A 21,975-nucleotide genomic window follows, 5' to 3' on the forward strand; every position below is an offset into this window, starting at 1 on the left:
GATTGCAGTGACCTCGGTTCCACCCCGCTCGACCGCCGTGTCCGCCCCGCGCCGGGTCGCCGCGGCCACCCTGATCGGCACGACGCTCGAGTGGTACGACTTCATGCTGTACGGCACGGCGTCGGCGCTGATCTTCGGTAAGCAGTTCTTCCCCTCGCTGAGCCCGGCCGCTGGCACCCTCGCGGCCTTCAGCACTTTCGCGGTCGGGTTCGGCGCGCGCCCGATCGGCGGGCTGCTGTTCGGGCACTTCGGCGATCGGTTCGGGCGGCGCACCACGCTGGTGGTGTCGCTGATCGTCATGGGCGTCAGCTCGACGCTGATCGGTGTGCTGCCCACCTACGCGAGCATCGGATTCTGGGCGCCGGTGCTGCTGGTCGTGCTGCGGCTCGTGCAAGGCGTCGGGCTCGGCGGCGAGGGCGCGGGCGCGACGGTGCTGTCCATCGAGCATGCACCGCCCGGGCGGCTCAACCGGTACGCGAGCTTCCCGCAGATGGGAACGCCCGCCGGGTTGATCCTGGCCAACGCGATGTTCCTCGGCGTGAGCGCGCTGCTGCCCGATGCGGCGTTCCAGTCCTGGGGATGGCGGATTCCGTTCCTGTTCAGCGTGATTCTCGTGGCGGTCGGCCTGGTGGTGCGGCTGCGCGTCACCGAATCCGAGGAGTACGCGGGACTGGTGCGGCGCGGGGAGGTATCGGCGTTTCCGCTGCGCGACGCGCTGCGCGTCGGAGCGCCGCGACTGGCGCTGATCCTGTGCGCGGCGGTCGCGACCTCGGCCGTGGTGTACATCTTCATGGTCTTCACGCTCACCTACGGCGCCAAGGAGCTCGGGTTCAGCAGGGATTTCCTGCTGTCGGGCGTCATCGTGGCCGCGATCGTCTGGTGCGCCACGATGCCGCTGTGGGGCGCGCTCGGTGATCGGATCGGTACCGCGCGGGTCTTCCTCGCGGGCACCGCGGCGCTGCTGGCGTGGTGCGCGGTCTACTTCCCGCTGTTGAACACCGGCAACCGAGTCGTGGTCTTCCTCGCGCTGCTCGGGATGGGCGTGGTCCTGCCGATCAGCCACAGCGTGGGCGGCATCATCATCGCCGAGTTGTTCCCTCCCGCGGTGCGGTACTCGGGGACCTCGCTCATCGTTCAGATCTCCGTGATTCTCGGCGGCGGGCTCGCGCCGCTCATCGCGACGGCGCTGTGGTCGATGGGATCGGGATCGGGGTCGGCGGGCTCCGGGTCGGCCCCGGTCGCCTGGTACATCGTCGCGGTGTGCGCGATCAGCCTGATCAGCACGTTCGCGCTGTTCTGGGTGCTGCCGCGGCGAGCGGGACGCACCGGCCGACGGATCGAGGCGACCGAACCTGTGCCGGTGCGCTGAGGCGCTGTCCGGCCGTCCTCATTACGGCTCGCGACTCGGCGGCGCGACCGTTTCGGAGTTACCGTTGAGTGCTCACGGCCCCGGCGACCCGATGGAGGACCCGGACATGCACATGACCTACGACCCGGCCGCCGACGCCGCCTACTTCACCATCGCCGACGAGATAGCCCCGGGCGAGGCGACCCGCCAGGTCGTCACCCCGGTCGAGGGCGGCACCGTAGTCCTCGACTTCAGCTCCTCCGGCACCCTGCTCGGCATCGAGGTCCTCGGCGCCCAACGCCTGGTCCCGACGGAAGTCCTCGGCCGGGCCCCGAGCCCGCCGTCGCGCTCGTGAGCCGCCGCCTCGATCCCGGCGTACCCACAGCCTGATCTCGGCCAGGCGCGGGCCGACGACCCCCTCCCCACCGGCGTGCCCTGGACGTGCCCGTCTTCGCCGCCGCTCCGGCCGTACGATGGACGAACTCCGCTGGCATCGAACGGGTAGACATCGCTGCGCCGCAGCCCTTTCCAGGCCGACGATCAATACCCTCCCGCAGCGCAACCAGGCCCACCTCTCCGCGCTCCGGCCGTGGGCGGGCCGACGACCGGCATCGTCGGACAGCAGCGATCAGGCGCACCTCGAGCTGCTCCGGCCATGAACAGGTGGTGGACGGATCCCGTCCAGCTACGGCAGCCCGCGACATACATCGGCCTCCGGTCCCGCCCCAAGCGGACCAAAGCCCGTCCAATAGCACCGATCTGACGCACCCTTCCCCTCGCTCTCGGCCATGCGCGGGCGCACGACCAAGCCCAGCAACGCCAACCAGCCATACCACGCCCAATCCCGCCATGCGCGGGCCGACGACCGGCACTGTCCCGCAAACGCAACCAGGCGCACCTCGCCCGGGCGTCGGCCGTGGACGGACCGACGACCGGCATCGTCGGACAGCAGCGATCAGGCGCACCTCGGTTGCTCCCGCCGAACTTGTCGTCGACGGACGTAGTTCCGCTGACGCCAACCCGGCATACTTCGGCCTGCTCTTCCGGCACACGGGGCCTACCGACCGACTCGGCCCGCGGTATGCCAGGCGCACCGCGGGCCCGCGCTTCGCCCATGCGCCGGTGGTGACCGGAAGCTGTCCAGCGGTGCCGAGCACGCATACCTCCGCCTGCTTTCGCCATGCGCGGGCTGATGACCGACAGCGTCGATCAGCGTTCGCTGGCGTCCGGACGGAGGGGCGGGCAGGCGGCGCCGGGGATGGTGGCCAACTCGAAGTGCCACCATTCGTTGGTGTAGGTGCGGCAGAGGCCCCAGCGGTTTCCGTTCTGTTCGAGCCATTGCGCGCCCGGTTGCGGGCCGACGTCGATGGCCTGGCCTGCGACGTGGGTGGATTCCTCGGCCGGCAGCACCCAGCGGCGCGCCTCCTCGGGGCTGCCGTAGGTGGCGATGCCGTCTTCCCAGAGGGCTTGCTGTTCGGCGTAGCTGCGGTATCCGGAGTTGATCCAGATCGGAACGCCTTCCGAATGCGCCGCATCCTCGGCGAACGAGTACGCCACCGCGAGCGCCGGATCGAGCCCTTCGGTGGCGGTGGCCAAAACCAAGACCTCCCGCTCGTCGCTCGGCGTAGCGAGCGCCTGCGGCGTACCCGCGGCGCCGATCGCGGCCGCCGCCAGCACCCCAACCGCCGTCCGCTTCCCGAATCCCGCATTCCTCACCAACATGGGCGCCATCCTAACGACGCCCAACCGCCCACTCCCCCAACCGATGATCACCAGGCGACCCACCCCCACCAGCATCGATCCGCGGCAAACTGGCCGCTACGCCGTCACAATCCAGTGCTTTTCGGACGCGACAAGCCGCCTGGCCGCACACCCCGGCGTCCACATCCAGAGAACCACCTGAGCCCCGCTCGACAATGCAGCCTGCACATCACCACCGGCAGCCGACCACCGCACCACCACCTACCCAGCAGCAGCCAACACCTCGGCCACCAACCCGTGCGGCACGCGGACCACCCCGCCCTCGCCCCAAAGGGCAACCACCAGCACACAACTGCCGCCCGCTCGGCAATAGGGCCTGCAAAGCTCACCCGACCCACCCGGCAGGCGGCCTGCGCACTTCGACCCCTACACCCTCACCCAGCCGAAGAACCGCACAGATCGACGGGAGAGAAATGGTTGTCCGACAACCACGTTCAGCCACGCTTTCTCTCCCGGCGAATCCATTTCTCTCCGCTCGGTAGCGAAAGGGTGGCTGGGCAACCAGAGACTGGACGGTCCCTTCGAGCGCCCCCGGGAACCCGGACAAAGTGCGCGGGCCCGCGCCACCATCGACCCCGAAACTGGCAGCGCGTGCAAGTTACCGTCAGGCACCAGGGATTTCGTGTGGATCACCTGTGGAGAGATGCCCGGCGGAGACTACATCTATCCCCCGAATCCACAGGCATGTGGATAACCAGAGGTGATAGCTTTTGGCTACATCCCGGCCCCAGATCGCCGCATCGGATCCCGAGTGCACATGCCTGGCAATCCCGATATCCACAGGAAAGATCGCTGTCCACATAGTTATCCAGTGCTGTGGATCACACTGGGGCGAGCCTGCTACCAATCCCCTACCGCGCCCGGACGACACGCACCAGCTCGCCGTCGGCGTACTCCAATCGGACACGGTCGCCGACGCGGACCGGAATGTCCGTATCCAGCAGGACATCTCGCACGCTGACGGATTCACAGGTCTCGGTGATCACCTCACCGAAGCCTCCGTCGGAATCCGGTACCCAGGTCGACACGATCGCCCACATCGGCTCGACCTTACCCCCGGCGTCGATCACGAGCGTTTTGTCCGAATCATCCCAGCCGCGAGCCCTTTTCGCTCGCGGGAGTACAACCCGAACTCGGAGAAAAGAAAAGCGCCGAGGTCGACGAGCGGCCTCGGCGCAGCGACCAACCGGTCGGCTTTCTGGGTCTAGATCGGCTCGCCCCGTTGAATCGCTTCGGTAGCTTGACGATTGCGACCGATCCGGGTGCCGATCTCCATCCGGTTGTCCCACGCGTACGCGAGCGCGGTCCTGATCTTGCGGGAGTGCAGATCGGATTGCCCGCTCAGCACGGCGATCCGGCGTTCCACCGGACCGTCCAGCTCGAGCAGCCTGGCCACCACCTCCCAGACATCGGGTCCGGCGGCCAGCGCGGCCCGCCGGTTGTGGATCGGCCCGCGGAACACGATCCCCGGGTGCTCCAACTGGTCGACCCCCTCCCGAATCAACCTGTCGAGCAGTGTGGTCGAACTGGTTCCCTCCAGTGCGGCTCGCGCGACAAGCCGTCGCCCGGCCGATTCCGAGACGCGAAACGACGTACCCATTGCCCTCCTCGGCTCGAAACTCAGCGACCTACTCGCTAAGGGTGCCCGGGAGGGCGGCGATGTCACACCGGTGATCATGGTGACATCGCCGTGTCCGCACCGCTGACCGCCTAGCGCCACAGCCGCATTCGAGAAGCGCCGCCGGACCGCAGTCTGTTCCACAGCCCCGCGAACGGCCGGAACGAAGGCGGAGGTACGCCTAGACCCGTTCCTTGGACCGGGTGCGCACCCGCAGCGCGATCGGCTTCTGCGTCTCGGCGAAGAAGTCGTTGCCCTTGTCGTCGACGACGATGAACGCGGGGAAGTCCTCGACCTCGATCTTCCAGACCGCCTCCATGCCCAGCTCGGGGTATTCCAGCACCTCGACCGACTTGATGCAGTCCAGCGCGAGCCGGGCCGCGGGGCCGCCGATGGAACCGAGGTAGAAGCCGCCGTGCTCCTTGCACGCCTTGGTCACCTGCGCCGAACGATTGCCCTTGGCCAGCATGACGAACGAGCCGCCCGCCGCCTGGAACTGATCGACGTAGGAGTCCATCCGGCCCGCGGTGGTGGGGCCGAAGGAGCCGGAGGCGTAACCGTCGGGGGTCTTGGCGGGACCGGCGTAGTAGACGGCCATGTCGCGCAGGTAGTCGGGCATCGGCTCGCCCGCGTCCAGCCGCTCCTTGATCTTGGCGTGCGCGATGTCACGGGCGACGACCAGCGGGCCGGTCAGCGAAAGCCGGGTCTTGACAGGGTATTTCGACAGTTCGGCGCGGATCTCCGACATCGGCCGGTTCAGGTCGACCTGCACGACGTCGCCGCCGAGGATCTCGTCGGTCTGCTCCGGCAGGTACTGCGCGGGCTCGCGCTCGAGCTGCTCGAGGAACACGCCCTCCGGGGTGATCTTGGCCAGCGCCTGCCGGTCGGCCGAGCAGGACACCGCGATAGCCACCGGGCAGCTGGCGCCGTGCCGGGGCAGCCGCACCACACGCACGTCGTGGCAGAAGTACTTGCCGCCGAACTGCGCGCCGATCCCGAACGACTGGGTGAGCTTGAAGACCTCTTCCTCGAGCTCGAGGTCGCGGAAGGCGTGCGCGGCGAGCGAGCCCTCGGTGGGCAGGTTGTCCAGGTAGTGCGCCGAGGCGTATTTCGCCGTCTTGAGCGCGAATTCGGCGCTGGTGCCGCCGATCACGACCGCGAGGTGGTAGGGCGGGCACGCCGCGGTGCCCAGCGAGCGGATTTTCTCGTCCAGGAACTCCAGCATCCGCGTGGGGTTCAGGATGGCCTTGGTCTCCTGGTAGAGGAAGGACTTGTTGGCCGAACCGCCGCCCTTGGCCATGAACAGGAACTTGTAGGACGGGTGCGCGGGATCGCCCTGGGTGGAATACAACTCGATCTGCGCGGGCAGGTTCGAGCCGGTGTTCTTCTCGTCCCACATGGTGATCGGAGCCAGCTGCGAGTAGCGCAGGTTCAGCTTGGTGTAGGCGTCGTAGACGCCGCGGCTGATCCATTCGGCGTCGTCGACGCCGGTGAGCACGCCCTCGGACTTCTTGCCCATCACGATGGCGGTGCCGGTGTCCTGGCACATCGGCAGGATGCCGCCCGCGGAGATGTTGACGTTCTTGAGCAGGTCGAGCGCGACGAAGCGGTCGTTGCCCGAGGACTCCGGGTCGTCGATGATCTTGCGCAGCTGACCGAGGTGCGCGGGACGCAGGTAGTGGCTGATGTCGTGCATCGCCTCGGTCGTGAGCAGCCGTAGCGCCTCGGGATCGACCTGCAGGAACGTGCGTCCGTTGTGCTCGAAGGTGCTGACGCCCTCGGTGGTCAGCAACCGGTACGGCGTGTCGTCCGCGCCGGTCGGCAGCAGATCTGAATAGCGGAATTCCGGGGCGGTCACGGATCGCACTCCTTCGGGTGGGACTGGGGCTCGAGCGGACCGTCGGCCGCAGGCGGGCTGGGCCAGGCTGGTCACAAGCACAGCGAGCCTATCCAGCGGTCCAGGACCGGCCACGGGTTAGGCAAACCTAATTGTGCAGGCGGACGCCTCACAGCCGCACCGAACCCATAGTGCGACTGTGCGACTCGGGGCCCGCGCATTGGTACGCCGCACAAAAGGTTGCACGTTCAACCCCAGTGGTGCTACCTGTCAGTCCCTACAGTTTGTCGCGCTCGACACGACCACAGCGGGGCAATTGGCTGACACGTCAGAGGCTTGGAGGCTGCCGTGACCGATCCGCAGTGGCTCGACGACGTCGAGATGCGGGCCTGGCTGGGATTCGTGCGCACGCGCGATCTCATCGCCGCCGCCGTGGGACGCGACTCGTCGCGTGAGTCGAACCTCACCTACGTCGAGTACTCGGTGCTCGCACGCCTGGCGGGTTCCGAGGACCACCGGCTGACCTTCGCCGACCTGGCCGAGGCGCTGGAGTGGTCGCAGAGCAGGCTCTCCCACCAGATCACCCGAATGGAGAAGCGCGGATTGGTGGTGCGCGAGCCGATCCCCGACGACGCGCGCCGCACCGCCGCGCGGCTCACCCCGCGCGGCGCCGCCGTGCTCGGCACCGCGGCGCCCGCGCATGTGCGCAGCGTGCGCAAGCACATGATCAACGCGCTGGACCGCGAACAGCTCAGCGCGCTGGCCGACATCTACGACACGCTGCTCTCGCACCACCGCAGACAACCTCCGGGCTGACCCGGGGTCAGGCCGACGCGGACGCCGCCTTCGCCGCGGCAGCCCCGGGCACGCCGAGCGCCCGTTCGAAGCCGTCGGGCACCACGAGGTCGCCGCGGTTCAGCTCGGTGATCGCCGTCTTGCGCAGACCGAGCAGGGCCGAGTCGATGCCGCCACGCAGGATGTCGAGCACGTTCTCCACGCCCGCCTGCCCGTTCGCGGCGAGGCCCCACAGGTAGGCGCGGCCGATCATCACCGCGCGGGCGCCGAGCGCCACCGCCTTGACCACGTCGCTGCCGCGGCGGATACCGCCGTCGAGCACCACCTCGATCTGGCCGCCGACGGCGTCGGCGATCACCGGCAGCGCCCGGATGGCGGCCGGGGTGCCGTCCAGGTTGTTGCCGCCATGGTTGGAGACCGAGATCGCGGCGACGCCCGCGTCGACGGCGCGCTGCGCGTCGTCGACCCGCATCACGCCCTTGAGCATCACCGGGCCGTCCCACTGCTCGCAGATCCAGCGCACGTCGTCCCAGTCCGGCGCGGGGGTCCCCATCCACTCGCCGTAGGCGCCGAAGAAGCCGGGGGCCGGGCCGCCGCCCACCGCCATGTTGGGCGCGGTGAGATCAGGAATGTGGCCGGAGCGGGCGTAGGTCGCCAGCCAGCGCGGGCGGGCGAGGGTCTGCGGCGCGAATTTGAGCATGGTGCGCAGGTCCAGCTTCTCCGGGATCACCGGGCTGCCCCAGTCGCGGCCGTGCGAGAAGGACCAGTCGAGCGTCAAGATGAGCCCGACCGCGCCTGCCGCCTTCGCCCGCGCCATGCGCTGCAGGATCTCGTCCTTGCCGCCGCACCAGTAGAGCTGGAAGAAGGTGGCCGGGTTCGCCGCGATCACTTCCTCGATCGGCTTGCTGGCGAAAGAGCTGAGCCCCATGGCGATACCGCGCGCGGCGGCCGCCCGCGCGACGGCTACCTCACCGTCGGGGTGCACCGCCTGCACGCCGGTCGGCGAGATCAGCACCGGCATCGACAGCGGCTGGCCGAGCACCGTGGTCGACTGGTCGCGCTCGCCGATCGGGCCCGCGACGTGCGGCGCGAAGCCGAGTTCGGTGAAAGCCTTCTGGTTCTCCTCGATGGTCTGACCGCGCTCGGAGCCCGCGATCAGCGCGCCGTACACCGATGTGGGCAGCCGCTTCTTCGCGCGGCGCTGCGCCTCGGCGACGGTTTCGAACCAGGGATTCATGATGGGAGTCCTTTCGGGGCGTGCGCCGGCCACCAGTGCCGGGTCTTCTGAGTCAGGTCGTCGGTCAATCGGGCGAGCAGGGCCCGGCCCTCCTCGGCGTGCGCGCCCTCGGGATCGCCGAGCACACCGTTCGGGCTCACCGCGCGCACTCCCCCGGCGCGCAGCAGCGGCAGCAGCTCGTCCAGCGGACGGGTGTCGCCCTTCTCCGCGCGGTCGGCGCGTACGAGATCGGGGCGCAGCGCGAGTTGCAGCGCGGTCTCGGCGCGACCCGCGTGCAAGCCGCCCGAATAATGCGGCAGGTACACCCGCACGTCACGGGATTCGCTGCGCAGCAGCTCCTCGGCGCGGCGCAGCGGGTCCAGGTTCCCGCCGTGCCCGCTCACCACGAGGACGCGGTCGAAGGTGTCGGTGGCCGAGCGGCACAACTCCACGATCACCAGCTCGAGCGCGGCCTGCCCGATGGACAGGGTGCCCGCGAATCCCGCGTGCTCGCCGCTGGATCCATACGGAATCGCCGGTGCCACAAGCACATCCGCGCGCACCGCGGCCAGCCCCGCGCAGAGCGCCGTGGCGATGTCGGTGTCGGTGGACAGCGGCAGGTGCGGTCCGTGCTGCTCGGTGGCGCCCACCGGCACGGCGAGGATCGCCCCGGTGGCGCGCGCGCCCGCCTCCGGCCATGTGAGATCCGCCATGCTGCCCATGCCAGCGAGATTAACGTCACCGACTGACATAATCAATACTTTCAGGGACTGACAAAATTAGACGGGCAGCGGCCATAATGACTCCGTGACCACGCGGACCACCCGGGGCCGACCCCGCGGCACCACCAAGCGCGAGCTCGAAGTCATCGCCATGCGCCTGTTCACCGAGCAGGGCTTCGACGACACCACCGTCGACCAGATCGCCGCCGCCGCGGGCATCAGCGGGCGCACCTTCTTCCGCTACTTCCCCACCAAGGCCGAGGTGCTCTGGCACCAGTTCGACGACGAAGTGGCCGCCCTGCGCGCGGCCTTCGCGACGGTGCCCGACGACGTGCCGATGATGACGGCCGTGCGCCGAGTCGTGGTGAACGCCAACCGCTATCGCGCCGAGGACGTGCCCGAGCTGCGCAGGCGAATGCACTTGGTGGCCACCGTGCCCGCGCTCGCCGCCACGGCGGGCGCGCACTACGACGCCTGGGAGCGCGCGGTGAGCGCCTTCGCCGGGCGACGGCTCGGCGAACCCGAGGACGGGCTCATCCCGATGGCCGTCGGCCGCACCACGCTCGCGGCGGCCCGCGCCGCCTTCGACGCCTGGTTGCGCCGGGCGGACGCCGATCTCACCGTCTACCTGGACGAGGCCCTGCTCGCCCTGGAGCGCGGATTCGTGACGACCACATGAATTGTGCGCGAGCTACCCATAGGTTTCAGCGGCAATCGGGATGGGGTATGACTAGGCTCGGACTCGGCCACGGCCGAGCGCACGACGAACCACCGACCTACCCGTCGAAAGGGGCTGGAATTTCCATGTCCGAGGTGTCCATGAGCCTTTCGGCGGACTCGCTGGCCGCGGGACCGGTAGACAACTTGCTTCCGCAGCTGGTCGAGCACCTGCGCCAGAACCGCACCGCGCTGCGCGAGGAGTGGGCGCGCCGTATCACCGATGCCCAGCTGCTCACCGCCATGACCCCGGAGGAGATCTTCTCCGAGGCCACCTCCATCTACGACAACTACGTCGAGGTGCTGGAAACCGGTAGCGTCGAGGCGCTGCAGGCCTACGCGCGCGACCTGTCCGAACGCATCATCCCGAGAGGAGTCGAGACCGACGAGGTCCTGGGCATCGTGCTCCTGCTGCGAGATGTGCTGGCCCGCTCGCTCTTCGAGAAGTACCAGTCCAACTTCGACCTGCTCAACCACGCGCTCGACGCCTACGAACCGGCCGCCAACCGCATCGCGAGCACCGTGGCCATCTCGTTCGTGCAGGAACGCGAACGCGTCATCCGCCAGCAGCAGGAAGCCATCCGCGAGCTGTCCACCCCCGTGCTCCAGGTCCGCGAACAGCTGCTGATCCTGCCCATCATCGGCGTACTCGACAGCCAGCGCGCCCGCCAGCTCACCGAACAGCTGCTCCGCGCCATCCGCCACAACCGCGCCAAGGTCGTCGTCATCGACATCACCGGCGTACCGACCATCGACTCCACCGTCGCCAACCACCTCGTCCAAACCGTCGACGCCTCCGGCCTGATGGGCGCCAGCGTGATCATCACCGGTCTGTCCTCGGAGATCGCGCTGACCCTGGTCACCATCGGCCTCGATCTGTCGAAGATGAACGCCGTCGGCGACCTCCAGGGCGGCATAGAAGAGGCCGAACGCCTACTCGGCTACGAGGTGACGCGCGTGACCGATCGAGCGGCCGAACGCGACGGACGCTGATCGAGCGCCCGCGATGCCGGTCCCCATTCTCAAGCAAGGCACCTATCTCATCGCGTCGGTCCAGTCCGCACTGACCGACGCCGACACCGAGCGCCTGCAGGACGACCTGATGAAACAGGTGAGCAGATACAGAGCGCACGGCATCATCGTCGACGTGACGGCGATCGACGTGATGGACTCCTTCGCCGCGAGATCGCTGCGCACCATCGCGCACATGACCCAGTTGCGCGGGGCGGAGACCGTCATCGTCGGACTGCAACCCGAGGTCGCGTTCGCCATGGTGCAGCTCGGACTGACCTTCGAGGACATGCACACCGCCCTCGACCTCGAAGAAGGACTGGCATGGCTGGATCGAAAATCTTCCGTACGCCGCCAGCGAGACGGTCGTGACAGTGGCCGCTGAGAACGTGGTGATCGCGGTCAAGCTGTCCGCGGACATCGTGACAGCACGACAAGCCGGACGGGAATTGGCAGCCAAACTCGGCTTCTCCCTGACCGACTGCACCATGATCTCGACGGCCATCTCCGAAATCGCCCGCAACATCACCAGTTACGCGGGCACCGGCGAAATTCGCCTGCTGGTCGACGATCGCGAGGGCCGCCAGGCGCTCGTGGTCCAGGCCAGCGATCAAGGACCCGGCATTCGCGACATCCCCCGCGCATTGGAGGACGGCTATTCGACGGGCCGCGGACTCGGGCTCGGACTGCCCGGCGCGCGACGGTTGATGGATCGGCTCACGATCGACTCCGCGCCCGGCCGCGGCACGTTGGTGGAAATGTGGAAGTGGGTACCCAACGGTGCATGAAGACGGGTTCATCGGCCGAATCGAGTGGGCGGTGGCCGGTCGGGCGTTACCGGGGCAGCACATCTCCGGTGACCGCTGCGTCGTCCTGGACGCGGGCGGCGGCGCGGTGCTGTTCGCGGTGCTCGACGGGCTCGGCCACGGCGCCGCCGCGGCGGACGCGGCCGACCGGGCCGCCCAGGTGCTCGCCGAGAACCGCTCCGAGCCTTTGGATGTGCTGATGGTGCTGTGTCATCGAGCCATGGCCGACACCCGCGGTGCCGCGGTGTCGCTGGCGCTGTTCGACGTCAAGGACACCATCTGCTGGCTCGGCGTGGGCAATGTCGATTCCCGGGTGCTCACCGCGAGCCCCGCCGGACTCACCGTGCGCGCCGCGGTCCTACTGACCGGAGGCATCGTGGGATATCGGCTACCGCAGAACCTGCAACCGCAGACCGTGCAGGTGCGCGCGGGCGATCTGCTGCTGATGACCACCGACGGCATCGTCACCGAGTCCGCCGAGGGCATCGACCTTTCCAGGTCCACCGCCGAGATCACCGCCGACATCCTGGCCCGGCACGCCAAGGACACCGACGACGCCTTGGTGCTGGCCGCCCGGCACCGCGGCGGGACCGCGAACGGGGTCTCATGAGCGAACGCAGTGAACGAATCGTGTGTCGGCGCGCTTCGCGCATGCCGGAGCCGAGCGCCTGCGAGGCGAAGGCATGAACGACGCGGCCGGGTGCAGGCGAGGCGAAGCCGGAAAGGGCGGTCGCCGATGAGCACTGTGCTGGCCGAATTCCTGGACGCCTACGCCGACGCCCTACGACGCCATCTGGACTCGCCCAGTCAGGACAGCCTGTCCGAGGGCTACGACCTCGGCCGACGCGCACTGGTCGAGGGCATCAGCCTGCTCGACCTCACCGAGAACCACTTCCGCCTGGCCACCGAGGCCGAACTGGCCGAGCGCGCGACCGAGGGCGCGCGGGAGCCGCGGATCGCCGAGACCGCGCTCGAATTCCTGTTGCAGACCCTCGCCGCGCTCGACATCGCCACCCGCGGCTACCTCGACGGCACCCGCCGCTACGAGCAACAGCGTTCGCGCGCAGACGATCTCGCGGGCCGCGACGCCTTCCGCACCGCGCTGGTCGAATCGTTGCAGGACGGGTTCTTCGTGGCCGACGCGCGCGGCACCATCGTCGAGGTGAACTCCGCCTTCGGCGCGCTCACCGGCTACGGTCCCGCCGACGTGCCGTACCCGGTGCCGCATCCGTGGTCGCTGCCCGCCGGGCCGCGCTACCCCGATCTCGGCACCGAGGCGCTGCGTTTCGTGCTGCCGATCCGGCACCGCGACGGGCGTCGGCTGTGGCTGGCGGTGAGCACCAGCGCGCTGGTCAAGCCGGAGAACAACGAGCTGATCTACGTCGGCACCATCCGCGACGTGACCGCCGAGCACGACGCGCAGGCCCGCGACCAGGCCGCCTCCCGGCTCGCCACCGCGGTGGGCGCGGCGACCAGCGTGGTCGAGGTGCTCGCGGTGGGCCTGGACGAATTGCGGCGCACCGTCGGCGCGGAGTCCGCGGTCGTCACCGTGTGGCCCAGCCGGAATGCCGACCCGGAGGTGTACGTCTCGGGATCTGTCGAGCGGCCGGGCGATTCGGCCGCAGGCGTCGAGACCGACCCCGCCGCGCTCGACAAACCCGCGCGCGCCCTGCTCGAGCGCGCCCGGCGCAGGCCGCCGCGCAGCCTGTTCGCGATCCCGGAAGGCGCGGAGAGCTCCGAGGGCATCGTCGCCCCACTCGGCGAAACCGGCGACGCCGCACTGTGGTTGCGCTTCGCCGCGCCGCGCGCGATCAGCGCCGCGGACTGGACGCTGTTCTCACTGCTGATCGGGCACCTCAGCCTGGCGGTACAGCGGGCGCGCAACTTCGATCAGGCCCGCGCCACCTCGCTCACCTTGCAGCGGGCCATGCTCGGCCCCATCGAGCTGCCGCCCCGGTTCTCGGTGCACTACGAACCGGCGCTGCCGCCGCTGGAGATCGGCGGCGACTGGTACGACGTGGTGCCGTTGCGCGACGGCACGATCGGCATCGTGGTCGGCGACTGTGTCGGCCGCGGCCTGTCCGCGGCCGTGGTGATGGGCCAATTGCGCACGGCGGGAAGGGCTTTGCTGTTGCGCGGCGCGGGCCCCGCACAGTTGCTCGCCGAGCTCGACACGGTGGCGAGCCGCATCCCCGGCGCCATGTGCACCACGGTGTGCGCCGCGGTGCTCGATCCGGTGCGCGGGCTGGTCCGCTACAGCAGTGCGGGCCACATGCCGCCGATCCTCGCCGACGTCGGCACGCCGGGCAGGCTGCTGGAGGGCGGGCGTTCGGTGCCGCTGGCCACCTTCGAGATGCCGCGCCGCCCCGAGGCCACCACCGCGCTGACGCCCGGCTCGACGCTGGTGCTGTTCACCGACGGTCTCGTCGAACAGCGCGGTGTCGACATCGACGACGGTTTCGCCAAGATCGCGGCCGTGCTCGCCGACACCGCGGGCAAACTGCCGCGCGAGGTGGCCGACGCGGTGCTCTCCCGGCTGCGTCCGGCCGCGGGTTACGACGACGACGTCGCGATGGTGGTCTACCGGCAGCCTCCCGCGCCGCTGCGCATGGACGTGCCCGCCGACGCCGACGAGCTCTCCGGCATGCGCCGCAGGCTCAAGGCCTGGTTCGCGGCCGCGGCCGTCCCGCACGATCTCGCCTCCGACCTGGTCGCCGCGGCGAACGAGGCATGCAGCAACAGCATCGAGCACGCCTACCGCAACGGCACGGCCGCGACCGAACACGTCGGGTTGAGCGCGGAATGCGACACCGAACGGGTGGTCATCGAGGTCACCGACACCGGCACCTGGAAGCCGCGCTCCGCCGATCCCGGCCATCGCGGCCGCGGCATCGACATGATGCGCGCGCTCACCGAGGAACTGGAGATCCACCACAACGGACCGGGCACGCGGGTTCGCATGTCGGTCACCCTTCCGGCGATCAAATCGCCCGTGGCGAACCCGCTGCGCGGCGCCAACCGTCGCATCGCCGGGTGACGCGACGGTCACTCCGCGGTGTCGGAGCGGCCGGAAGCCGGTGCGGTGACACCGAACTGCGCGCACACCATGAGCGCGATCTCGACGTCGAGCCGATTGGTGCCGAGCGAATGACCGAGCAGCTCTTCGGCTTTGCGCACCCGGTAGTGCACGGTGTTCTTGTGGACGTGCATGCGGGCGGCCGCGTCGGTGAGGCTGCCGCGCGCGTCCAGGTACACCTGGGCGGTCTCGCGCAGGCGGGCCGTCGACTCGTCGTCGCGCATCAGATCGCCGAGCACCCGGTGCGCCCAGGCCCGCACGTCCGGCAGGCGGTCCATCAGCAGACCGGCCACGGCGACGCGCGAGTACAGGGTCAGCTGGCGGACTTTGGCGGCGGCTACCGCCACGCCGCGCGCGCCCTGGGCGTCGTGGAACGTCTGCCGGAACCCGGCGAGCCCGAACCCGCGATCGCCGACCGCCATCCGGAGCGACGGTTGCTTGCGCAATTCGGCTTCGAGCACCGCCACGTCGAGTGAGGGCCTGCCCGTCGAGGAGATCCAGGCCCAGCAGTTGTGTTCGTCGACGAGGATCGTCAGCGGAAGCTTGCCGGTCGCGGTGGCGAGCATGCCCGCACCGGTGCGCAGCAGGTCGTAGGAGGCCGGGGAGCCGGGCGGCGTCCAGATGATCGCGGCCAGATGCCAGCCGCGCAGCGAGGTCCCCAGCATCTGTTCCGCCGAAGGCAGATCCAGCCGCTCTCCCTCCAGGACGGCCCGGACCTGCGCGGCGCGCGTCGCGTCCGAGCGCGCGTCCCAGCGCCGCCGCTCGTTCTCGTAGATGTCGATGATGCCCTCGATGACTGCGTCGATATAACGGTTGACCAGTGACGCGATCCGGCTGGTGGTCGCCAGGGCCAGTTCGGCCGATGGGTCGAGTGTCCGCAGCACGCTCATCGCCGTCTGCGCGAACATGTGCTCCCCTAGGCGATAGGCGCGCAGCAAAGCCTCCAGCGACATCCCGTGCTGGGCGAACCGGCGGGCGTACTCGGCGGCGGCGGGCGGCACGGTGAGGTCGTCGAACGAGATGCCCAGCGTCAGCAGATCGAGGATCCCGGCGAGGTTCGAGGCCGTGCTGGCCACCATCAGCCGCCGCACCTCGTCGTCGTGCCGGAACTCCGGGATCATCTCGGCGAACATCGCGGTCATGTCCGTGAGCAGCCGGGGAAGGTCGGCTTTGATGTCTTCGGCGACCTCGCGGACCGTCGACTCGACCTCGTCGTTCATGCCCGTGCCCCGCCGCCCGGCTCCGGCACGGCTGTCGCACGTCGGCCCATCGTTCTCTCACTGCATTCGCTCATCGGCCCGGACGATACTCCAGGTCAGCGGTCCGGACGGGCGCTTGCGCACTCCCTTTGTGCCACGGGCACAACACGCGGCGGAAACTCTGGGATACCGGCCCGTAGCCCTGCCCCGGCAATTTCCCTACCTTGGGAATGTAATCCCCGTCACATACGCATTCGATGGTGAGGAAATGGTGCAGCACGTAGCCGAGACACCCCGCGTCCGGGCGCTCTGGAATCCGACCGGACCCTGCCTCGCGGACGATCGCGAAGAACTCGACAACGCGAATTTCGCGCGCCGCGTTCAGACCGCCGCGACAATTCTGCACACACACGGAGTGGGGCGCGGCGACGTGGTCGCGGTGGTCTTGCCGAATCAGCTGGAATTGGTGGTCATCCTTTTCGCGGCCTGGCATCTCGGCGCCGCTGTCACCCCGGTCAAACCGGATTCGACTTTCGACGAACTGCAATACCAGATTTCGGATTGCGCCGCGAAAGTCGTGATCACCGAAGGCGGGCGCGGCCTCGAGTCGCTGGATGTGGCCGACGTGGCGGGCCCCGCCGCGACGACCACCGCGCCGGCGCCCGCGGCCGTCACCGAGGACGACGCGACCGCGCTGATCATCTACACCAGCGGCACCACCGGACAGCCGAAGGGCGTGGTGCTCGATCACTCGAACATCGCCGCCATGTGCGCCATGCTCATCGAGACGCTCGGCCTGGACGAGACCGATCACAGCCTGCTGATCCTGCCGCTGTTCCACGTCAACGGGATCGTGGTCAGCGTGCTCTCGCCGCTGCTGGCCGGGGGCAGGGCCACCATCGCCGGGCGTTTCTCCGCGTCGACCTTCTTCGACGTGATCGAACGCGTCCGGCCGACCTACTTCTCCGCGGTGCCCGCGATCTACGCCATGCTGGTGACCCAATCCCCGGAGCGGACACCGGACACCTCGTCACTTCGCCGGGTCGTGTGCGGCGCGGCGCCGATGCCCGCCGAGCTCATCGCGCGGTTCGAATCTCGTTTCGACGTACCGGTCGTCGAGGGCTACGGCCTGTCCGAGGGCACCTGCGCGTCGACCGTGAACCCGCCGGGCGGGCCGCGCAAGCCGGGCACGGTCGGGGTGCCGCTGCCCGGTCAGACGGTCGCGATCGTGGACCCCAACGGCTTCATCGCCGATCCTGGCGAGACCGGCGAGGTGGTGATCAAGGGCCCGAACGTGATGCGCGGATACCTGGGCCGCCCTGAGGCGACCGCGCAGACCGTCGTCGACGGCTGGCTGCACACCGGCGACGTCGGCTACTTCGACCAGGACGGCTACCTGGTGCTGGTCGACCGCATCAAGGACATGATCATCCGCGGCGGGGAGAACATCTACCCCAAGGAGATCGAGAACGTCCTGCACGCCCACCCGGACGTGCTCGAGGCCGCCGTGGTCGGCGCACCGCACGAGGTGCTCGGCGAGGTGCCGGTCGCGCACGTGGTCGCCATGCCGGGGACCACGGTCACCGCCTCGAACTTGCTCGAGCATTGCGGCATCTCGCTGGCCCGGGTCAAAATCCCGGTCGCCATTCATCTCACGGAAGAACTACCACGCAATCCGGTGGGCAAGATCGACAAGAGAAAATTGCGCACGATGCCGGCTCCTGCCTGAGCATCGACAGCATTCGGTAAACAAATCCACGAAGGCACAGTACGCCGTCGGAGCCACGCGCTCACGGACGTCGATGTCGTGCACCCGAAAAACGGTAGCAAGAAAGGTTCGAAACAATGGGGTTCAAAACGGGAGATTTCCCGCCCGTCGACGTCGATACATTTCTCGACAAACCACTGCGCGAGCGCATGCAGACCCTGGCGCTGCACTGGGTGGATTACGGCTTCGGCAGCCCGAGAATGATCCACACCGTCTATATCGTCAAACTCCTCGTGCTCTACATCCTGGGTGGCGCGGCGCTGGCGACCTGGACCTCCGGCGTCGGACCGGTCTGGGACGTGAGCGGCTGGTGGAACGAACCGATCGTCTACCAGAAGCTGGTGCTGTGGACCGTCCTGCTCGAGGCCATCGGCCTGGCCGGTTCCTGGGGTCCGCTCGCGGGCAAGTTCAAGCCGATGACCGGCGGAATCCTGTTCTGGGCCAGGCCGGGCACGATCCGTCTGCGGCCGTGGCGGCGCGTGCCGCTCACCAACGGCGACACCCGCACGATCCTCGACGTCGTCCTCTACCTGGCCTTCCTCGGCACGCTGCTGGTGGCGATCGCGCTGCCCGGCGTCCCGAGCGCGTCGCTGAACGCGGCGCTGCCGGGCGACACCTCCGGGCTGGTGAATCCGGCGCTGCTGATCGCGCCGATCGCGCTCTACGTGCTGTGCGGGCTGCGGGACAAGACGATCTTCCTCGCGGCGCGCGGTGAGCAGTACCTCCCCGCCTTGATCTTCTTCGCGGCGCTGCCGTTCGTCGACATGATCATCGCGGCCAAGCTGCTGATCTGCGTCGTCTGGATCGGCGCAGGCGTCTCCAAGTTCGGCATTCACTTCACGAATGTGGTTCCGCCGATGGTGTCCAACAGCCCGAGCGTGCCGTTCCGGTGGCTCGAGCGGCTGCACTACCGCGACTTCCCGCGCGACCTGCGCCCGTCCAAGGTGGCCTCGTTCCTCGCCCACGTCGGCGGGACCACGGTGGAGATCATCACGCCGCTGGTACTGCTGTTCTCGACCAATTACTGGCTGACCCTGGCCGGCGTGGTGATGATGGTGGTGTTCCACTGCTTCATCATTTCCACCTTCCCGCTGGCGGTGCCGCTGGAGTGGAACGTCTTGTTCGCCTACCTGTCGGTGTTCCTGTTCCTCGGCTATCCCGCGGCCGACGGCTATGCCGTCACCGACATGTCCTCGCCGTGGCTGGCCCTCGGCATCACCGCCGCGCTGCTGTTCTTCCCGATCCTCGGCAACCTGCGTCCGGATCTGGTGTCGTTCCTGCCGTCGATGCGGCAGTACGCGGGCAACTGGGCCTCGGCACTGTGGGCCTTCGCCCCCGGCGCGGAGGAGAAGCTGAACACACTGCCGCACCGGCCGACCGAGAATCAGCTCGACCAGTTGCAGGCCATGGGCTACCCGAAGGCCATCGCCGAGATCACCATGCAGCAGACCATCGCGTGGCGGTCCATGCACAGCCAGGGCCGCGGCCTGTTCTCGCTGCTGTACAAGCACATTCCCGAGCTCGATCGGTGGACGGTGCGCGAGGCCGAGTTCGGCTGCAACTCGCTGATCGGCTTCAACTTCGGCGACGGGCACCTGCACCACACCGATTTGATCGAGGCGGTGCAGTCCCGCGTCGGCTTCGCCCCCGGTGAGTGGATCATCGTGTGGGTGGAGTCCCAGCCGGTCCACCGCGGCACCCAGCGGTACCAGGTCATCGACGCGGCGCTCGGCGTCGTCGAGCGCGGCGAGTGGCGGGTGCGCGACGCGGTGCAGGCACAGCCGTGGCTGCCCGACGGCCCGATCCCGCACGAAGTGACCTGGCGGCGTGCCGGATACGAGGCGCCGACACTGCCCGCCGGGCCCGCGCCCGAACCCGAGCCGCAGCGCGTCGGCTGACCCGCGATCAACGGAACGGAGAGCGATATGAGCACAGCACTGGTGGTCGGCGGCGGCCCCAACGGCCTCGCGGCGGCGATCGTCCTGGCCAGGGCGGGGCTTCAGGTCACCGTGCTGGAGGCCGCCGACGAGATCGGCGGCGGCGCACGGACCCGCGAAGCGATCGTGCCCGGTCTGCTGCACGACCAGTGCTCGGCCATCCACCCGATGGCCGTCGGCTCTCCGCTCCTGCGGTCGCTCGACCTCGCCCGCTACGGGCTGACGTGGGTGTGGCCGGAGATCGACTGCGTCCACCCGCTCGACGACGGCAGCGCCGGTGTGCTGCACCGATCCGTCGCCGACACGGCCGAGGGCCTCGGCGCCGACGGCCGGGCCTGGCGGCTGCTGTTCGAACGCCCCACCGCGCGCTACGACCGCATGAGCCCGGACATCATGCGGCCGCTGCTGCGCGTGCCGCGTCATCCGTTGAGCTTGGCGCGCTTCGGGATTCCCGCGCTCGCCTCGGCCGACCTGCTCGCCGAGGCCTTCCGCACCCCGCAGGCGCGCGGTCTGTTCGGCGGCGTCGCCGCGCACGCCTTTCACCCGCTGAACCGGCCGCTCAGCGCCAGCATCGGCCTCGGCATCCTCACCGCGGGGCACGCCTACGGGTGGGCCGTCGCCGCGGGCGGATCCCAGCGCATCACCGACGCGATGGCGGCGCTGCTCAGCGATCTCGGCGGCAAGATCGAGACCGGGACGCCGGTGCGGACCGCGACCGACCTGCCCCCGGCGGACGTCGCCCTGTGGGATGTGGCGCCCACGGCCGTCGCCGACATCCTCGGCGACCGGCTGCCCGCGCGAATCAGCAAGGCCTTCCGGCGTTTTCGCTACGGACCCGGCGCCTTCAAAGTCGACTTCGCCGTCCAGGACGGAGTCCCTTGGACGGCCGAAGCCGCCCGCCGCGCGGGCACTGTGCACCTCGGCGGCAGCTACTCCGAGATCGCCGCGACCGAGCGCGACATCCACGCCGGACGGATGCCCGAGCGGCCGTTCGTGCTGGTCGGGCAGCAGTACCTGGCCGACCCACAGCGCTCGGTCGGCGACATCCACCCGATCTGGGCCTACGCCCACGTCCCGCACGGCTACACCGGCGACGCCACCGCCGCGATCATCGATCAGATCGAACGATTCGCGCCCGGCTTCCGCGACCGCGTCCTCGGCGCCGCCGTGCGCACCACCACGGAATTCGCCGACTACAACCCCAACTACGTCGGCGGCAACATCATGACCGGAGCCAAGGACATCCCCCAGCTCGTCTTCGGTCCGCGGAAAACCTTGTGGCCCTATGACATCGGCATCCCGGGTCACTACCTGTGCTCGGCCGCCACCCCACCCGGCCCCGGCGCGCACGGCATGTGTGGCGCCAACGCCGCCGAGCGCGCCCTGCGCCGCCTTCGATGAGCCGCGTGCCGACCTCGCACGGCGAAGACGCCACGAATCCGCGCAGGTCTCGGTAGTCGCCCGCCTCGACCTCGCGGTACATCTGACCGGCTCATATGAGTGACCGGATCCGGACCCCGAACCCGCGGCGACCTGGACCGGAAAGGAATCGCTCGAACGGCGAAGTGCCACGAATCACTGCTTGCCCCGCAGGACAAAATCCGAGACGCTAGCTGTGGGGAGGTCGCGCCGGGTAACACCGGGTGGACTGGGTTTCGATCGAATGGGTAGTCCTCATCCCCGTGCGCCGTGAGAGGAGGGCCATGAAGATCATCGTCCTGTTGCTGTTGGCTCCGTTCCTGTGGCCTTTCTACCTCGTCGTCTGGTGCTTCCAGGACCCCGACAAGACCAAGCAGGCCTACGCCAGGGTGCGGGAGTCGATGCGGCGGCATCCCGGCGCGTGGACGTGGGCCGTCGCGGCATTCGGTTTGCTCATCGGGATCGGCAACCTGTTCGACGCCGAGCTCGGCGGCACGGTTCTCGGCTTCGCGATCGTGGCCGGTTGTCTCGGCGTGCTGCTGAAGCTGCGCCGCAATGCCACCGCCGAGGTCGCCGCCGCACTCGCCGCCCGCGCCGACGCTCAGCATCTCGCGTACTTGCGCGGTGACGAGTGGGGGATCTACGGGACGCGGAATCGGCCCGTTCTTTGAGCCTCGTGAAGGACAGAAGCACCGCTGCCCCAAAGACGGCGAGCCCTCAGCGAAGCCACGGGCCGTCACCGGAC

General features: G+C 69.0%; 20 protein-coding genes. 13 read left to right on the forward strand and 7 right to left on the reverse strand.

The features are described 5' to 3' along the window. Positions 1-7: 7 nt before the first annotated feature. Complete coding sequence (locus AC3ERS_RS17490; protein ID WP_431968708.1) at positions 8-1,369, forward strand: MFS transporter; 1,362 nt, start codon at positions 8-10, stop codon at positions 1,367-1,369. A gap of 64 nt (positions 1,370-1,433) precedes the next feature. Then, positions 1,434-1,703 carry a DUF2283 domain-containing protein gene (locus tag AC3ERS_RS17495; RefSeq protein ID WP_431968710.1) on the forward strand — a complete coding sequence of 90 codons (270 nt, stop codon included), beginning with the start codon at positions 1,434-1,436 and terminating at the stop codon, positions 1,701-1,703. Between the two features lie 854 nt (positions 1,704-2,557). On the opposite strand, the gene AC3ERS_RS17500 is transcribed toward AC3ERS_RS17495, so the two are convergent. From AC3ERS_RS17500 to AC3ERS_RS17515, 4 genes are all read right to left on the reverse strand, one after another. Then, the gene (locus AC3ERS_RS17500) at positions 2,558-3,070 is read right to left on the reverse strand and encodes a M15 family metallopeptidase (RefSeq protein WP_431968712.1); all 513 of its coding nucleotides are present in this window, start codon (positions 3,068-3,070) and stop codon (positions 2,558-2,560) included. A gap of 890 nt (positions 3,071-3,960) precedes the next feature. After that, positions 3,961-4,179 (reverse strand): hypothetical protein, encoded by a 219-nt coding sequence (locus tag AC3ERS_RS17505; protein ID WP_431968714.1) that lies wholly within the window; start codon positions 4,177-4,179, stop codon positions 3,961-3,963. 134 nt (positions 4,180-4,313) lie between these two features. Beyond that, complete coding sequence (locus AC3ERS_RS17510; RefSeq protein ID WP_431968716.1) at positions 4,314-4,709, reverse strand: hypothetical protein; 396 nt, start codon at positions 4,707-4,709, stop codon at positions 4,314-4,316. Between the two features lie 199 nt (positions 4,710-4,908). Then, a complete protein-coding gene (locus tag AC3ERS_RS17515; protein ID WP_431968718.1) occupies positions 4,909-6,585 on the reverse strand; it encodes a fumarate hydratase in 1,677 nt (558 codons plus the stop codon). A gap of 327 nt (positions 6,586-6,912) precedes the next feature. Between AC3ERS_RS17515 and AC3ERS_RS17520 the strand changes: the two genes are divergently transcribed. After that, positions 6,913-7,380 carry a MarR family winged helix-turn-helix transcriptional regulator gene (locus AC3ERS_RS17520; RefSeq protein ID WP_431968720.1) on the forward strand — a complete coding sequence of 156 codons (468 nt, stop codon included), beginning with the start codon at positions 6,913-6,915 and terminating at the stop codon, positions 7,378-7,380. 7 nt (positions 7,381-7,387) lie between these two features. On the opposite strand, the gene mftD is transcribed toward AC3ERS_RS17520, so the two are convergent. Then, entirely contained in the window at positions 7,388-8,596 is a 1,209-nt protein-coding gene (gene mftD / locus AC3ERS_RS17525; protein ID WP_431968722.1) for a pre-mycofactocin synthase MftD, read from the reverse strand. Next, positions 8,593-9,297: a mycofactocin biosynthesis peptidyl-dipeptidase MftE gene (gene mftE / locus AC3ERS_RS17530; RefSeq protein WP_431968724.1), complete on the reverse strand. Its 705-nt coding sequence runs from the start codon at positions 9,295-9,297 to the stop codon at positions 8,593-8,595. The genes mftD and mftE overlap by 4 nt, the downstream gene beginning before the upstream one ends. An 85-nt stretch (positions 9,298-9,382) precedes the next feature. Between mftE and mftR the strand changes: the two genes are divergently transcribed. The 6 genes from mftR (at position 9,383) to AC3ERS_RS17560 (ending at position 14,868) form a co-directional block, all read left to right on the forward strand. Continuing rightward, positions 9,383-9,976 carry a mycofactocin system transcriptional regulator MftR gene (gene mftR / locus AC3ERS_RS17535; protein WP_431968726.1) on the forward strand — a complete coding sequence of 198 codons (594 nt, stop codon included), beginning with the start codon at positions 9,383-9,385 and terminating at the stop codon, positions 9,974-9,976. 125 nt (positions 9,977-10,101) lie between these two features. Then, positions 10,102-11,007, forward strand: coding sequence for an STAS domain-containing protein (locus AC3ERS_RS17540; protein ID WP_431968728.1), 906 nt, complete (start codon positions 10,102-10,104; stop codon positions 11,005-11,007). 13 nt (positions 11,008-11,020) lie between these two features. Continuing rightward, on the forward strand, positions 11,021-11,410 hold the full coding sequence (locus AC3ERS_RS17545; protein ID WP_067781095.1) for an STAS domain-containing protein: 390 nt from the start codon (positions 11,021-11,023) through the stop codon (positions 11,408-11,410). Further along, positions 11,400-11,813, forward strand: a complete 414-nt coding sequence (locus AC3ERS_RS17550) for an ATP-binding protein (protein ID WP_431969100.1) — start codon at positions 11,400-11,402, stop codon at positions 11,811-11,813. The genes AC3ERS_RS17545 and AC3ERS_RS17550 overlap by 11 nt, the downstream gene beginning before the upstream one ends. Further along, on the forward strand, positions 11,806-12,441 hold the full coding sequence (locus AC3ERS_RS17555; RefSeq protein ID WP_431968730.1) for a SpoIIE family protein phosphatase: 636 nt from the start codon (positions 11,806-11,808) through the stop codon (positions 12,439-12,441). Before AC3ERS_RS17550 ends, AC3ERS_RS17555 begins: the two co-directional genes overlap by 8 nt. Before the next feature lie 126 nt (positions 12,442-12,567). Next, on the forward strand, positions 12,568-14,868 hold the full coding sequence (locus AC3ERS_RS17560) for a SpoIIE family protein phosphatase (protein WP_431968732.1): 2,301 nt from the start codon (positions 12,568-12,570) through the stop codon (positions 14,866-14,868). Between the two features lie 8 nt (positions 14,869-14,876). Here the strand turns inward: AC3ERS_RS17560 and AC3ERS_RS17565 are convergent, their stop codons facing one another. After that, positions 14,877-16,127 (reverse strand): PucR family transcriptional regulator, encoded by a 1,251-nt coding sequence (locus AC3ERS_RS17565; protein WP_431968734.1) that lies wholly within the window; start codon positions 16,125-16,127, stop codon positions 14,877-14,879. A gap of 250 nt (positions 16,128-16,377) precedes the next feature. Between AC3ERS_RS17565 and AC3ERS_RS17570 the strand changes: the two genes are divergently transcribed. The 4 genes from AC3ERS_RS17570 to AC3ERS_RS17585 all read left to right on the forward strand — a co-directional run bounded on the left by AC3ERS_RS17570 (position 16,378) and on the right by AC3ERS_RS17585 (position 21,901). Continuing rightward, positions 16,378-17,835: a class I adenylate-forming enzyme family protein gene (locus AC3ERS_RS17570; protein ID WP_431969102.1), complete on the forward strand. Its 1,458-nt coding sequence runs from the start codon at positions 16,378-16,380 to the stop codon at positions 17,833-17,835. 116 nt (positions 17,836-17,951) lie between these two features. Further along, the gene (locus AC3ERS_RS17575) at positions 17,952-19,772 is read left to right on the forward strand and encodes a DUF3556 domain-containing protein (RefSeq protein WP_431968736.1); all 1,821 of its coding nucleotides are present in this window, start codon (positions 17,952-17,954) and stop codon (positions 19,770-19,772) included. 27 nt (positions 19,773-19,799) lie between these two features. Further along, complete coding sequence (locus AC3ERS_RS17580; RefSeq protein ID WP_431968738.1) at positions 19,800-21,212, forward strand: phytoene desaturase family protein; 1,413 nt, start codon at positions 19,800-19,802, stop codon at positions 21,210-21,212. A gap of 302 nt (positions 21,213-21,514) precedes the next feature. Next, positions 21,515-21,901 (forward strand): hypothetical protein, encoded by a 387-nt coding sequence (locus AC3ERS_RS17585; protein ID WP_431968740.1) that lies wholly within the window; start codon positions 21,515-21,517, stop codon positions 21,899-21,901. The last annotated feature ends 74 nt before the right edge of the window (positions 21,902-21,975 follow it).

Source organism: Nocardia sp. bgisy134 (genome assembly GCF_057708325.1).